The organism is Pseudomonas sp. PDM21 (assembly GCF_014852505.2).
In the GTDB taxonomy this organism is placed as follows: Bacteria; Pseudomonadota; Gammaproteobacteria; order Pseudomonadales; family Pseudomonadaceae; genus Pseudomonas.
Map to the genome: position 1 here is coordinate 5,441,181 of NZ_CM181223.1, position 12,910 is coordinate 5,454,090.

The 12,910-nt window shown below is 64.9% G+C and carries 15 protein-coding genes; 5 read left to right on the top strand and 10 right to left on the bottom strand.

All coding sequences use genetic code 11. The features are described from left to right. The first annotated feature begins 28 nt into the window (after window positions 1-28). Window positions 29-472 carry a ketosteroid isomerase-related protein gene (locus IB275_RS25095; RefSeq protein WP_045210962.1) on the top strand — a complete coding sequence of 148 codons (444 nt, stop codon included), beginning with the start codon at window positions 29-31 and terminating at the stop codon, window positions 470-472. 109 nt (window positions 473-581) lie between these two features. On the opposite strand, the gene IB275_RS25100 is transcribed toward IB275_RS25095, so the two are convergent. Beyond that, on the bottom strand, window positions 582-1,565 hold the full coding sequence (locus IB275_RS25100; protein WP_192292128.1) for an NAD-dependent epimerase/dehydratase family protein: 984 nt from the start codon (window positions 1,563-1,565) through the stop codon (window positions 582-584). Window positions 1,566-1,657: 92 nt separating this feature from the next. Then, complete coding sequence (locus tag IB275_RS25105) at window positions 1,658-2,479, bottom strand: M48 family metallopeptidase (protein WP_081516292.1); 822 nt, start codon at window positions 2,477-2,479, stop codon at window positions 1,658-1,660. A gap of 430 nt (window positions 2,480-2,909) precedes the next feature. Here IB275_RS25105 and IB275_RS25110 point away from each other — a divergent pair, with 430 nt between their 5' ends. Next, window positions 2,910-5,042 (top strand): methyl-accepting chemotaxis protein, encoded by a 2,133-nt coding sequence (locus tag IB275_RS25110; protein WP_192292131.1) that lies wholly within the window; start codon window positions 2,910-2,912, stop codon window positions 5,040-5,042. Between the two features lie 137 nt (window positions 5,043-5,179). Here IB275_RS25110 and IB275_RS25115 read toward each other — a convergent pair whose 3' ends face one another. From IB275_RS25115 to IB275_RS25125, 3 genes are read right to left on the bottom strand one after another with little or no spacing between them, the layout of a single operon-like run. Further along, on the bottom strand, window positions 5,180-5,791 hold the full coding sequence (locus tag IB275_RS25115; RefSeq protein WP_192292134.1) for an SOS response-associated peptidase: 612 nt from the start codon (window positions 5,789-5,791) through the stop codon (window positions 5,180-5,182). A gap of 22 nt (window positions 5,792-5,813) precedes the next feature. Then, entirely contained in the window at window positions 5,814-6,080 is a 267-nt protein-coding gene (locus IB275_RS25120; protein ID WP_081516295.1) for a putative signal transducing protein, read from the bottom strand. Then, window positions 6,080-6,262, bottom strand: a complete 183-nt coding sequence (locus IB275_RS25125) for a CPXCG motif-containing cysteine-rich protein (protein WP_192292137.1) — start codon at window positions 6,260-6,262, stop codon at window positions 6,080-6,082. Before IB275_RS25125 ends, IB275_RS25120 begins: the two co-directional genes overlap by 1 nt. Before the next feature lie 138 nt (window positions 6,263-6,400). Here IB275_RS25125 and IB275_RS25130 point away from each other — a divergent pair, with 138 nt between their 5' ends. Continuing rightward, window positions 6,401-7,561, top strand: coding sequence for a 1-acyl-sn-glycerol-3-phosphate acyltransferase (locus tag IB275_RS25130; protein ID WP_151188253.1), 1,161 nt, complete (start codon window positions 6,401-6,403; stop codon window positions 7,559-7,561). Window positions 7,562-7,602: 41 nt separating this feature from the next. Here the strand turns inward: IB275_RS25130 and IB275_RS25135 are convergent, their stop codons facing one another. Beyond that, on the bottom strand, window positions 7,603-7,881 hold the full coding sequence (locus tag IB275_RS25135; protein ID WP_081516298.1) for a hypothetical protein: 279 nt from the start codon (window positions 7,879-7,881) through the stop codon (window positions 7,603-7,605). A gap of 262 nt (window positions 7,882-8,143) precedes the next feature. Here IB275_RS25135 and IB275_RS25140 point away from each other — a divergent pair, with 262 nt between their 5' ends. Then, the gene (locus IB275_RS25140; RefSeq protein ID WP_081516299.1) at window positions 8,144-8,350 is read left to right on the top strand and encodes a hypothetical protein; all 207 of its coding nucleotides are present in this window, start codon (window positions 8,144-8,146) and stop codon (window positions 8,348-8,350) included. Between the two features lie 63 nt (window positions 8,351-8,413). Here IB275_RS25140 and IB275_RS25145 read toward each other — a convergent pair whose 3' ends face one another. Beyond that, the gene (locus tag IB275_RS25145; RefSeq protein ID WP_081516300.1) at window positions 8,414-9,001 is read right to left on the bottom strand and encodes a YajG family lipoprotein; all 588 of its coding nucleotides are present in this window, start codon (window positions 8,999-9,001) and stop codon (window positions 8,414-8,416) included. A gap of 801 nt (window positions 9,002-9,802) precedes the next feature. Here IB275_RS25145 and mqo point away from each other — a divergent pair. Continuing rightward, complete coding sequence (mqo, locus tag IB275_RS25150) at window positions 9,803-11,296, top strand: malate dehydrogenase (quinone) (protein ID WP_151188254.1); 1,494 nt, start codon at window positions 9,803-9,805, stop codon at window positions 11,294-11,296. A 63-nt stretch (window positions 11,297-11,359) separates the two neighbouring features. Here mqo and IB275_RS25155 read toward each other — a convergent pair whose 3' ends face one another. The 3 genes from IB275_RS25155 to IB275_RS25165 form a co-directional block, all read right to left on the bottom strand. Further along, complete coding sequence (locus IB275_RS25155) at window positions 11,360-11,761, bottom strand: VOC family protein (RefSeq protein ID WP_192292139.1); 402 nt, start codon at window positions 11,759-11,761, stop codon at window positions 11,360-11,362. Between the two features lie 233 nt (window positions 11,762-11,994). Continuing rightward, window positions 11,995-12,282 (bottom strand): PA4642 family protein, encoded by a 288-nt coding sequence (locus tag IB275_RS25160; protein ID WP_017519723.1) that lies wholly within the window; start codon window positions 12,280-12,282, stop codon window positions 11,995-11,997. Between the two features lie 98 nt (window positions 12,283-12,380). Further along, a complete protein-coding gene (locus IB275_RS25165) occupies window positions 12,381-12,791 on the bottom strand; it encodes a hypothetical protein (protein WP_225607681.1) in 411 nt (136 codons plus the stop codon). Window positions 12,792-12,910 lie beyond the last annotated feature (119 nt).

Consider the following 12,910-nt stretch of genomic DNA (forward strand, 5'->3'; position numbering starts at 1 on the left):
GAAGCCTCCCACGACAAAGGATGTCGCCATGCCGGAAAAAGACCTGAAGAAAGTCGCCCGCCACCACATCGACCTCGCCTGGAACAAGGGACACCTGGCGCTGGTCGAGCAGCTGCACAGCCCGGACTTCATCTACAAGAGCGCCTTCACCGCCCAGCCGCTGGACAACGCAGGCTACCGGGCGCTAGTGGAGGAGATCCGCAGTGGCATGGAGGACCTGGAAGTGGCCGTGGAGGAATGCATCCGCGAGGGCAACAAGGTCTTCACCTGGAGCACCCTGATGGGCAGCATCGCCCGCCCGGTGCTGGGCTACCCGGCCAGCGACCGCATCGTCAGCATCTCGGCCATGGGCTTCTGGACCTTCAACAGCCAGAACCAGGTGCAGGAGCTGTGCACGCTGTTCGACATGGAAAGCTTCCGCGCGCAGATGGGCCTGCCCAACCGGCCGTTCGCCGAGAAGGCGCTGCCCTGACAATGAAAAAGCCCGGCATTCGCCAGGCTTTTTTCTGTCCGCTTGTCACCCATGTCCACGACCTGCAGGGGATTTTCGTAGGAGCGAGCTTGCTCGCTCCTAAAGGACCTCAGAGGTAATCGTTGGCGTGGAACCAGGAAATGGCCCGCTCCAGCGTATCCTCCAGCGGCACATGGGACTCGAAACCCAGCTCCTCGCGGGCTTTGCGGCCGTCGAGGAACTGCCCGCCGGCCATCACCTCGATGGCGGTGTCGTCCAGCAGCGGCATCCTGCCAGTCAGGCGGTAGCGCCAGCGACCCAGTGTCGCCAGCGCGCGGGCGCGGTGCAGCGGCATCGGGGTCGGCGCCGGCTTGCCCAGCAGCTTGGCGATGGTGCTGGTCAGCTCGCCCATCTCGATGTTGTGCCCGGTGAGCAGGTAACGCTCGCCCACCCGGCCTCGCTCGAGCGCCGTGAGCAGGCCGCGCCCGGCTTCGGAGGCATCGATGACGTTCCGCCGGCCCGGCACGTAGTGCAGCATCTCGTCGCGGCCGATGGCGGTGATCAGGCGCCCGGTGGTCGGGCCGATGTCCAGCTCGCCCAGCACCATGCCGGGAATCCCGATCACCACCGGCAGGCCGCCACGGGCCTGTTCGCGGGCCTGTTCGTCCAGCGCCCACTTGCACATCACGTAGGCGCTCTTGCCGGTGGGCAGGCCTTCGTAGAACAGCCCCTCATGGCCCGGCAGCCCCTGAGGGTGCGAAGGCATGGCGAAGGCCGAACCGACGTAGAGGATGCGCGGTACTTTCGCCTGCAGGCAGGCGGCGTAGAAATGATTGGTCAGGTCCAGTGCGCTGGCCACTTCCTCCTGCCAGCGACGCGGGCGCACCGGGTAGTAACCGGCGCTGAAGATCACGGCGTCCAGCCCGCTGAGCGCACGAGCCATCCCCTGGTGATCGAAGAGTTCGGCTACCCGGCACTCAGGCTCGAGGTAGGCCAGGCGCTGGATCTGCGACGAGGGTCGGTGGATCAGCACCAGCTGGTGGCCGGCCGCCTTGATCGCGCGAGCGGCGTGGTGGCCCAGGAGCCCGGTGGCTCCGAGTACAGCGATTTTCACGGGTGCTCCCTGTTCACTGGATAAAGCGGCGCAACCTTACGCCGCTCCTGGCCGTTCGAGAGAATCACGAACCCCTGCTGCAAAAACACTGTTCAGCGGGTCTTGGCCTGCTCGTAGAGCGGCATGACCTTCGGGATGGCGGCCTGCAGGTTGGCCATCCGCGTACTGTCCGCCGGGTGCGTGCTGAGAATTTCCGGCGGAGCTTCACCGTTCGATGCCTGCCCCATCTTCTGCCACAGGGTCATCGCGGCGTTGGGGTTATAACCGGCTCGCGCCGCCAATTCCAGGCCGATCAGGTCAGCTTCGTTCTCATTCTGCCGGCTATTGGGCAACGTCAGGCTGTATTCGACCACCTGGTGGGCCATGTCCACGCTGCTCTGCCCCAGCCCCAGCAGCGCGCCGCCGATACCCAACCCCATCTGCTCCGCGTAGGCGCGGGACATGGCCTCACGGCCGTGCTCACGCAGGGCGTGGGCGATCTCGTGGCCCATCACCGCGGCCAGTTCGTCGTCGCTGAGTTTGAGCTGATCAATCAGCCCGGTGTAGACGATGATCTTGCCGCCCGGACCGCAGTTGGCATTGAGCTCGTCGCTCTTGATCACGTTGACTTCCCATTGCCAGGACGGCGCGTCGGAACGGAAGGCGCCGGTCTGCGGGATCAACCGCGCGGCGATGGCCTTCACGCGCTTGGCGTCATTGCTGCTGGCATCCAGCTTGCCGGCCTTGGAGGCCTCACCGAGGGTCTGCTGGTAGGACTGCGCATACATCTGGTCGACCTGGGCGCTGGACAGCATGCTGAACATGTTCTGCTTGCGATCGACGCCGACGACGCCGCCGCTGGTGGTGTTCACCTGCTGGCAAGCGGTGAGCAGCAGGGCTGCGGCCAGGCCTGCGACACGAAAAACTCTGGGCATGTTGCTCTCCCGAAACAATGCAATCTCCCACGGACAGCGCGCATGGTAGGCCCACCCCCGATGCCCGGCAACTGGCAGGAAACAGCCGGCGCAGCAGTGACTTAGGAAACCGCACCGATGCATCTGAAGGTGCCTTGGGGCGACTGTCGTGGCGTACGCGGGGCATGGCATCGCACCTGCGATCCACACCCGCGAGCTAGCCGCGGCCAGCGTCTGATTTCACCCTGAAAACCAGGATGTCGAGGCGCTCGCCACGGCCAGATAATTTCATTTTGACATCACATGCTAGACCTCCCGGTCAGCGCCGACAATCCTGCGACAGGCGGCGAACAGCCGCGTTACAACCCATTACAACGGCCGCCTAAGGAAAATCCCCGGACCTGCCGATACAGATAGACACGCAGACCTCTGGCGCATTCCGGGTACCCGTATGAAATTCAAGTCGATCCAGTTTTCCGTGGTGGCGTTGGCAGGTGCCAGCGTTCTGGCAGTGGTCGCGGCGCTGGTGCTTTACGCGTTGTTCGCCGGCTCGCGGACCCAGGCGCTGGTGCAGGAGCGCACCCAGGCGCTGCTCGAGCAGGTGATCAACGATCGCCTGGTAGCGATCGCGCGCGGCCAGGTCGCACAGATCCAGCGCGAACTGGAATACCCGCTCACCGTCGCCCGCGACCTCGCCAACACCAACGCCCTGCTCGACGAGACAGACAGCAATGGCCAGCCGCTGCTGGGCATAGGCCGCGCCGGCATGTCCAACCTGCTGCGCCAGACCGTGGCGCAGAACCCCAAGCTGCTCGACGCCTTCGCCGGCTGGGAACCCAACGCCTTCGCCGGCAACGACAGCCAGTACTCCGGCCTGCCCGGCTACGACGTCAGCGGCCGCTTCATGCCCTGGTGGTACCGCAAGGACGGCGGCCTGACCGTGGAAGCCATGGGCGACACCCTGGAAAGCCAGAAAATGCAGCCTACCGGTGTGCGCGAAGGCGAGTACTACCTGTGCCCGAAAGAGAAGCACCAGCCCTGCATCATCGACCCGGCGCCCTACGAGATGGCCGGCAGGATGGTGCTGATGTCCTCGTTCAACGCGCCGATCATGGTCAAGGGCCAGTTCAAGGGCACCGTCGGCGTGGACTTGTCGCTGGACTTCATCCAGGACCTGCTCAAGGCTGCCGACAGCCAGCTCTACGACGGCGCCGGCGAGATGGCGCTGATCTCCACCAACGGCCGCCTGGTCGCCTACACCAAGGACCCGGCCAAGCTCGGCGAACCCGCCAGCAGCGTGCTGGACGCGAGCGAAGTGGCCAACCTGGCCAAGCTCACCCTCGACCAGCCGCTGACCTCGGTGGACAAGGAACACGGCCACATCGAGCTGTTCCTGCCCTTCACCATCGCCGACTCCGGTGCGCGCTGGACCCTGATGCTGCAACTGCCGCAGGAAGCTGTGCTGGGTGACCTGAACCAGCTGCAGAGCGACCTGAAATCCCAGCGCGACAGCGACACTCTGGGCATGACCCTGGTCGGCCTGCTGATCGCCGCCATCGGCCTGGCCGTGATCTGGCTGGTCGGCCATGGCATCGCCCGCCCGCTGCGCCAGCTGGTCGGCATGCTCGACGACATCGCCCAGGGTGAAGGCGACCTGACCCGCCGCCTGAGCAGCGACCGCGCCGACGAACTGGGCTCCATCGCCAAGGGCTTCAACACCTTCCTGGGCAAGCTGCAGGGCATGATCGGCCAGGTGGTGACCTCGGTGCAGCACGTCAGCGATTCCTCCGAGCACACCGCTGACATCGCCATCCGCACCAACCAGGGCGTGCAGAAGCAGTTGGCGGAGATCGAGCTGGTGGCCACCGCCGTCCACGAAATGACCGCCACCGCCCAGGACGTGGCGCGCAACGCCACCCATGCGGCCGAAGCGGCCAACCATGCCGACCAGGCCGCGCACCACGGCAAGCGCATCGTCGAGAGCAGCTCCACGGCGATCCAGGCGCTGGCCAGCGAGATCGGCCGCGCCGTGGGCGTGGTGCAGTCGCTGGCCCGCGACAGTGAGAACATCAACGCGATCCTGGTGGCCATCCGCGGTATCGCCGAGCAGACCAACCTGCTGGCGCTCAACGCCGCCATCGAGGCTGCCCGCGCCGGTGAACAGGGCCGCGGCTTCGCGGTGGTCGCCGACGAGGTGCGCAACCTGGCGCAGAAGACCCAGCAGGCCACCGAGGAAATCCAGTCGATGATCCAGCAGCTGCAGAACGGCACCCGCGAAGTGGTGCACGTGATGCAGCAGAGCCAGGACAAGACCGAGGACAGCGTGCGCCACGCCGGAGAGGCGGCCCAGGCATTGGAGTCGATCACCCAGGCGGTGTCGGTGATCAACGACATGAACACCCAGATCGCCAGCGCCGCCGAGGAGCAGAGCGCGGTGGCCGAGGACATCAACCGCAACGTCAGCAACATCGGCATGGTCGCCAACCAGGTGGCCGGCGGCGCCGACGAGGCCTCCCAGGCCAGCGCCGAGCTGACCAAGCTGGCGGAGCAGCAGCGCCGGCTGGTGAATCAGTTCAAGGTGTAAGACAGGCTGCAGGGCGTGCGCTGCCGTCGACAGCGCACGCATTGGTAGGATGGGTGGAGCCTAGGCGATACCCATGCTGCCGGTGCAGGGGGCGATGGGTATCGCTGCGCTCCCACCATCTTACTGCCCCGGAGTTCTCAGGCCGGCGTCAGGCACTCCGGCCCATTGCAGGTCGGGTCATTGATGAAGTTCGCCAGCGCCTGCACGCGCAGCCGCGCCTGGGGCAACTGCAGCAGTTCCAGCAAGCGCGCGGCGGGCGTCGCGTTCGACAGCCATTGCGCCTGCTCCTGCACATCGAGAATCAGCGGCCGGCGCATATCGCCCGCCGCCTGGGTGAGCATCGCCACGCTGTAATAGGTGTGGCCTTCCACCGGATACGCCTCCCACACCCCCGCAAAACAGATCAACCCACCTCCGGAAACCCAGTGCGGCCGCTTGCGCACGCCGAGCCACTCATAGAAGCCATTGGCCGGCAGCAGGCAGCGGCGCTGGGCGAAGGCATCGCGGAACATCGGCTGTTCAACGATGGTTTCCGCACGGGCATGGGCGGGGGTTCGCGACAGGTCCTTCAGCCAGGCCGGCGTAAGGCCCCAGCGCGCGAGGTCGGCATGGCGCGCGCCGTTCTCCTCGCGCAGCATGAGCACGCGGGCGCCGGGCGCGACGTTCCACTGCGGCTGCAGGTCGGCAGGGAAGCCGGCATTCTCGGCAAGCTCGCGGTTCCAGCGGAACAGGGCGTAGCGGCTGGTCATTGGGACTCGTCGGGGGAGAAGGTCAGCAAAGCAGGACGCCGGGACCGCCCTCGTGATCGTCGGCGCAGCCCGGCAAGGGTTGCGCGGCATTGTACGCGGCGATCAGTTCGCGCGCCTGCTCGGCCACGTCGTCCTCCACCCACAGGTGCAGCAGGCCAAGGCCCGGCAGCTCGCCGATGCCGCCGACCAGATGGCGCCCGCCAAGGTGCGACGAAATGCCCTCGTTGGCCAGCATGCCACCCAGCAGCTCGGCTTCGATCAGGTCGGCGGGTTCGTAGATTCGCTGCATCAATCGTCCTCGCGCTGGACTTCCAGGGTCCAGTCCACGCCGTCGGTGTGGAGCTGGAACAGGATCGGCCGGCAACACACCGGGCAATCTTCATAGTAGCTCTGGTCGCCCCCGGAGAGATCAAGCACAGCCTCGGCCGGCTCGCCGCAATAGGGACAGGAATAGGCCTGACTTTCGAGCATCGCTGGTTCCCCCGTGACTTCCGTTTATAATCGCGCGGTCTTTTTGGGTGCCCGCCTGGCCGGTGAGTCGGCGGCATACCCATCCGGGCCGTCTATTTCGCGGCCTGTCCCGTGATACCCCGAGAATTCATAGAGAGCATGATGGGCGAGTTCGAAGCCATCCGACCGTACAACGACGCCGAAGTCCCGGCTGTCCTGCAGCGCCTGCTGAGCGATGACGCCTTCCTCGGCGCGCTGGCGCGTTACCGTTTCCCGCGTCTGTCCGGTCCGTTCGGATGGCTGCTCAGACCTCTTATAGCCCATCGGCTGGCCCGCGAAGTCACTGGCATCCGTAGCGTCAGCGAGCTGCAGCACAAAGTCGAGCCCTACGTCGACCGGACCATCGAGCACGCCACCGACGGCGTCACCTATTCCGGCGTCGAGCGCCTGCAATCCGGCCGTGCTTACCTGTTCATCGCCAACCACCGCGATATCGTGGTCGACCCGGCCTTCTGCAACTACGCGATCTACCACGCCAAGCTGCCGACGCCGCGCATCGCCATCGGCGACAACCTGCTGCAGAAGTCCTTCGTCAGCGACCTGATGCGCCTGAACAAGAGCTTCATCGTGCACCGCTCGATCAGCGGTCGGCGCGAGAAACTGGCGGCGTACCAGAACCTCTCGGCCTACATCAATCACTCGATCTGCCAGGACGGCCAGTCGATCTGGATCGCCCAGGCCGAGGGCCGCGCCAAGGACGGTGACGACCGCACCGATTCGGCGATCCTCAAGATGTTCCACATGAGCCGCAAGGACGAGCCGTTTGCCGAGGTCGTTCGCCAGCTGCACCTGATCCCGGTGTCCATCAGCTACGAATACGACCCCTGCGATGCCGCCAAGGCCCGCGAGCTGTTCACCCGCGCGACCACCGGCGAGTACACGAAGGCGCCGGGCGAGGACGACCGCAGCATCGTGCAGGGCATCACCGGCTACAAGGGCCGGGTGCACATCAACTTCGGCGAGGAGATCACCGGCGACTTCGCCGACGCCAAGCAGCTCGCCGCCGAGCTGGACCGGCAGATTCTCGGCAACTACCGGTTGTTCCCGGTGCACTACCTCGCCTACGAGGCCTCCGATCTGCGCGACGCCGCGCTGAACGTGCCGCGCGCCGAGACCCTGTTCAAGGCCGAGGAACTGCAGCGTGCGCGCACCGAATGGGAGCGCCGCCTGGGCGAATGCCCCGCGGAGCAGCGCGGCCACCTGATCCTGCAGTACGCCAACCCGGTGCTGAACCAGTACCGGCTCAAGCAGCAGGCATGAAAAAAGGCGCCCTCGGGCGCCTTTTTCAATTCCCTGATGACTCAGAGCCGGGTGCTGTACCAGCTCACCGTCACGGCCAGGGCCATGCAGGCGAAACCGAAACGGTAGAAGAAGCGGTTCATCCGCGCGGTGGGCTCGACGCTGTCCAGCGGCACCGGCGCGATTTCGCTCTCGGCGGCCAGGCGCGCCAGGGCGAGGCGCTCGCGGCGGCGGGTCGCCAGCAACAGCCAGCCTCCGGCCAGGGCGAAGAACAGGGCCAGGTCATTCACGATACGACCGGGATGGGCCTGGAAAAGACTCCAGAGCGCCTGCAGCGACATCACAACCTCCGCTTCAGAACTGCACGCCAACGACTTCGAAGCAAAGCGGGGTCAGTCTGGACGAACGGGCTTGGCCCGTCATGGATGAGAAACAATCGACGCGCATTTTATCCGCTGGGCCGCCATCGCAGCCAGCACGCAACGCTTATTTACGACGAGCGTAAGAGTTATCGAGAAAGGGTCTAAGACCTCTCCCGCGTTCTGGCACGTTGCTGGCTTCAACGAATTCTGCAAACCCGGTCTTTCGCCAAGGAGATTCGCCATGCTCGACATCGTCCCCCACGAAAACGCCTACCTGATCGAACACCTCGAGGAAATCGAAGCCGTGGTCGTCGAACTCTCGTTCAACGTCCAGGACGACCACTGGCTGGTCTACACCCAGGCCTGCGGCCACGAGCACCTGGACCTGCCGGAAACCGACGAGCGCATGCGCTCGTTCGAGGTCGACCCGTACCGCCAGGCCGCCTGATCGCCGCCGACCAGCGTCCATGAAAAAGCCCGCCATTCGGCGGGCTTTTTCATGTCCGATCGATCAGCGCTGGTTCAGTGTCTGGCCGATGGTCGGGTCCTTGAACACGCGGGTCAGCGCGTCGCTGAGCACGTCGCTCACCAGCTTGGTGTTGGTCGCCTGGTTGGGCGCCATGCCGAAACGCTGGTTGGTCGAGGCGCCGTAGCGGCCGCTGTAGCGACGGGTGCCGCTCTGCACATCGGCGCGGAAAGTGGCGCCGATGTCGGCCTCGGTGACGTACATGCCCTCCTTGGGCGACTGGTACTTCAGCTCGGCCAGGGTCAGGGTCAGTTGTGGCGCGTTGTAGGCGTTGGCCGACGGGGTGAAACCCAGCAGGCGCACGGCGGTTTCAGCCTGCAGCTGCAGCTTGGGGATTACGTCTTCGCTGCGCACGGTCAGCTGGCTGGTTTCCGAGTACAGGCCACCACGGGTACCCAGCGCGGTGCTCGGGCGACCGTCGACGACTTTCACCACCACCGGCTGGCCCTGGCCAACGGCGGCGACCGGGCCCTTGAACTCGGGCGTCGGGTTGAGTTGTTGCGGGCTGAGGGCGCAGCCGGTCAAGGTCAGGCTGGCGGCAGCGATAAAGCCGAGCAACAGGCGAGGCAGCATGCTCATCTCTCCATGGGGTAAGCGATGGCCGGCAGTATACCGGCGGGCAGCGCGGTCAGATAGCGCTTGGCCATTGGACGCGGAACCCGTTCTCAGGGTTCCCTCGCCGCGCGTCGATAGGCCGCCTTGACCCACCTGCAGGCAAGACGCACCGGGAGGGGCACAAATGGTCAATCAAGGGGTAGACACTAGGAAAAAAGTCTAAGGTGCAGAGCTTTTTTTTGTGTTTCGCCGTTATAATCGCCCCCCGATTATAAGGACGCCTCCTGGTCGGGCCCCGCACGATGCCGACACACCGTGTCTCGCCTCTGCCACCCCTCAAAGAGAGTCGCCACTCGCCTCGGTCACTGGCCGTCGCGCTTTGTACGTTCGTTGCGCAGAACTTGGCATGGATGCAGCCGCCCCCTCCGCACGGAGACCGGACCGGCCCGCGACGACGATCCCCTTTGAGCTTCACGCCTCCAAAAGAGCGTGATCGAAGGTTTTTCACTACTTCACGAGAGTGTGGCGAGCAATGAAGAGTTTTGCGTTGGTAGCACCATTGACGTCTGACCCCGCAGCACTGAATCGCTTTTTCGGCACCGGAAGCCGCGCATAAGCGCCACTTTTGGATGCACTTGCGGATGAATTCGTCCGCCGAGGACTGCCGAGAAGGTGCGCACTTCCCCTCCTCCGATCCCGGCCCGAGACATTCCGCGAAAGGTCCTTTGCGACCTGAGAAGAATTCGGACATGCGGCTTTCGCGCAACGAGCGCAAGGCCCTAGTCACAACTGGCTGCTGATAGTTTTGGAGACGCGTTAATGGCGCAGAACGAAATCGAATCGATGGACGTGCTGCTGGTCGGCGCCGGCATCATGAGCGCAACCCTGGCTGTCCTGCTCAAGGAAGTCGATCCCGGCGTCAAGCTCGAGATCGTCGAACTTCAGGAATCCGGAGCCATCGAGAGTTCCAACCCGTGGAACAACGCCGGTACCGGTCACGCCGGCCTCTGCGAGCTGAACTACACCCCGCAGGCGGCTGACGGCTCGATCGACATCAAGAAGGCGGTGAACATCAACGCCCAGTTCGAGGTGTCCAAGCAGTTCTGGGCCTACCTGACCGGGAAGGACGCCTTCGGCGCACCGCGCAACTTCATCAATCCCGTTCCGCACATGAGCTTCGTGCGTGGCAAGGACATTCCGTTCCTGAAGAAGCGCCATGAGATGCTCGCCCAGCACCATGCCTTCTCCTCGATGGAATACACCGAGGACCGCGCGAAGATCGCCGACTGGGCCCCGCTGACCATTCCCGGCCGTCCGGCCGACGAGCAGGTCGCGATGACCCGCGTAGAAAGCGGTACCGACGTCAACTTCGGCGCCCTGACCAACCAACTGCTGAGCTACCTCTCCAGCCGCGAAGGCAGCGAAGTCCGCTACTTCCAGAAGGTCGTGGGTCTCGAGCGCTCCGGCGACGGCTGGCTGGTGGACATCAAGAACACCCAGACCGGCGATGCCCGCAAGGTCAAGGCGAAGTTCGTCTTCCTCGGCGCTGGCGGCGGCGCGCTGCCGCTGCTGCAGATGTCCGGCATCCCGGAAAGCAAAGGCTTCGGCGGCTTCCCGGTGAGCGGCCAGTGGCTGCGTTGCGACAACCCGGAAGTGGTCAAGCACCACCAGGCCAAGGTCTACAGCCAGGCCGAAGTGGGCGCCCCGCCGATGTCCGTACCGCACCTGGACACCCGCGTGGTCGAGGGCAAGACCTCCCTGCTGTTCGGCCCGTACGCCGGCTTCTCCACCAAGTTCCTGCGCCACGGTTCGTTCCTCGACCTGCCGCTCTCGGTGCGCACCAGCAACCTGCTGCCGATGCTCGCCGTGGCCCGCGACAACATGGACCTCACCCGCTACCTGGTGAAGGAAGTCATGCAGTCCATGGACCAGCGCATCGAAGCCCTGCGCAAGTTCTACCCGGAACTGAACCCGGCCGACTGGCGCCTCGAAACCGCTGGCCAGCGCGTGCAGATCATCAAGAAGGACCCGAAGAAAGGCGGCATCCTGCAATTCGGTACCGAACTGGTGGCGGCCCAGGACGGCAGCATCGCCGCCCTTCTCGGTGCCTCGCCGGGTGCATCGGTCACCGTGTCGATCATGCTGGGTCTGCTGGAGCGCTGCTTCCCCGAGCGCTACAAGTCGGCCGAGTGGACCGCGAAGCTCAAGGAGATCTTCCCGGCCCGCGAAAAGCAGCTGGAAACCGACGCCGCGGTGTACCGCGAAGTCAACCAGATGACCGCCGACCGTCTGCAGATCGTCGCCGCGTCCTGAGTGCTGCACCCATGAAAAAGCCCGCCGTCCGGCGGGCTTTTTCGTTTCTGTGTTCGGAAGCGGTCAATGGCAGCTGACCATCCAGCCGACGCCGAAACGGTCGGTAAGCATGCCGAAGCGCTGCGCCCAGAAGGTCTTCTCCAACGGCATCTCCACCCGCCCCTCCTCCGCCAGGGCGGCAAATGCCTGCTCCGCCGCCACCACGCTGCGCAGCGTCAGGTGCAGGGAGAAACCATTGAAAGCGGCGTTGTGCTCGCCGCGGCCATCGGACAGGAAGACTTCCGTCTCGCCGATCTGCAGGCTGGCGTGCATCACCTTGTCCAGCCAGCCATCGGGCACCGGCGAGGGGCCGGGTGCCTCCTCGTAGCGCATCAGCGCCCCCAGCTGAGCACCCACTGCGTGTTGGTAGAAGGCAATGGCCTCTTCGGCGCGACCATGGAAAAACAGATAGGGCTGTACTTGCACGGCTTCGTCCTCGCCTTGTCGTTATCGTTCTGAGGGAAAGTCTAGGCGGGGATTCGCGGAGGTGTCCGGCGAGTCTGTTCGTAGGATGGGTGGAGCGCAGCGATACCCATGCGGTCCGCAGCTCGGAAGTGATGGGTATCGCTGCGCTCCACGCCATCCTACTTCGAGTTTCCCTGCTGAACTCGCGAACAAAAAAGCCCGCACAAGGCGGGCTTTTCAGCGGTTCGCAGCGATCAGCCGCGAGCGGCCTTGATCACCTCGATGTAAGGCTCGGCCTGGCGCTGGTCCTGGATCAGGGCGATGAAGTCCTGGCCCTGGGCATCCTTGGCGGACAGGTCGTAACCGGCTTCGACGAAGAAGCCGACGAAGCGCTCGAAGTCGTCGATGCGCAGGCCGCGGTAGGCCTTGACCAGCTTGTGCAGGGACGCCGGGGTGTCATCGGCCGGTTCCACGTCGAGGAACAGCTTGATGGCGTCGTCGTTGATCTCTTCGCCAATCACCTGCTTCTTGTCTTTACGCATCGCTCGCTTCTCTCTACGGCTGTCTCGGGGATCGCGGCCGGCAACGGCTCAGGCCGGGCACCACGGGTCGGGCAGTTTAACCCTGCGCCGTGCGCGGCTCAACGCGCACGCACCGCGCCGGTATGCAGGTCGGCCCAGATATGGCCGTTGCCGTAGGTGAGGAACTGCACGTAGACGGTGCCGTTGCGCACCAGGTCGAGCAACTGTGGATAAGCCGCCTGCGGGTAATACAGGCTGAGCACGCGGGTCTTCTCGTCGTAGGCCGGCTTCTTCAGGCTCTTGCCCTCGGCGTCGAAGCTGATGACGACCTGGCTGATCTGCGCTCCCTTGTTCAGCGGCTTGCCCTTCAGGCGCAGCAGCGACGGCGTGGTGATCGGGATCGGCTGCTGGTTGGACTGCCGCTGGTTGCCCAGCACCACGCTGTATTCAGTGACCTGCAGCAGTTGCTGCTGCTCCGGCTCGCCCTGGCGCAGACCGGCGTCGTCCGGCGGCAGGAACTGGCTGTGCATCGGCGCGGCAACGGCCTCTCCAGAAACGCAGGGGGCAAAGCCAAGAGGAAGGCAGAACAGCAGCGCCAACGCGGCGCCCGGCATGCGAATGGACATCATCACCTCCGCGGGACAGGGCC

Excerpts from the sequence above, each read along its gene's own strand:
- IB275_RS25095 (WP_045210962.1), top strand. The coding sequence starts at position 29 with ATGCCGGAAAAAGACCTGAAGAAAGTCGCCCGCCACCACATCGACCTC.
- IB275_RS25105 (WP_081516292.1), bottom strand. The coding sequence starts at position 2,479 with ATGCCCAGAGTTTTTCGTGTCGCAGGCCTGGCCGCAGCCCTGCTGCTC.
- IB275_RS25110 (WP_192292131.1), top strand. The coding sequence starts at position 2,910 with ATGAAATTCAAGTCGATCCAGTTTTCCGTGGTGGCGTTGGCAGGTGCC.
- IB275_RS25115 (WP_192292134.1), bottom strand. The coding sequence starts at position 5,791 with ATGACCAGCCGCTACGCCCTGTTCCGCTGGAACCGCGAGCTTGCCGAG.
- IB275_RS25120 (WP_081516295.1), bottom strand. The coding sequence starts at position 6,080 with ATGCAGCGAATCTACGAACCCGCCGACCTGATCGAAGCCGAGCTGCTG.
- IB275_RS25125 (WP_192292137.1), bottom strand. The coding sequence starts at position 6,262 with ATGCTCGAAAGTCAGGCCTATTCCTGTCCCTATTGCGGCGAGCCGGCC.
- IB275_RS25130 (WP_151188253.1), top strand. The coding sequence starts at position 6,401 with ATGATGGGCGAGTTCGAAGCCATCCGACCGTACAACGACGCCGAAGTC.
- IB275_RS25135 (WP_081516298.1), bottom strand. The coding sequence starts at position 7,881 with ATGTCGCTGCAGGCGCTCTGGAGTCTTTTCCAGGCCCATCCCGGTCGT.
- IB275_RS25140 (WP_081516299.1), top strand. The coding sequence starts at position 8,144 with ATGCTCGACATCGTCCCCCACGAAAACGCCTACCTGATCGAACACCTC.
- IB275_RS25145 (WP_081516300.1), bottom strand. The coding sequence starts at position 9,001 with ATGCTGCCTCGCCTGTTGCTCGGCTTTATCGCTGCCGCCAGCCTGACC.
- mqo (WP_151188254.1), top strand. The coding sequence starts at position 9,803 with ATGGCGCAGAACGAAATCGAATCGATGGACGTGCTGCTGGTCGGCGCC.
- IB275_RS25160 (WP_017519723.1), bottom strand. The coding sequence starts at position 12,282 with ATGCGTAAAGACAAGAAGCAGGTGATTGGCGAAGAGATCAACGACGAC.
- IB275_RS25165 (WP_225607681.1), bottom strand. The coding sequence starts at position 12,791 with ATGCACAGCCAGTTCCTGCCGCCGGACGACGCCGGTCTGCGCCAGGGC.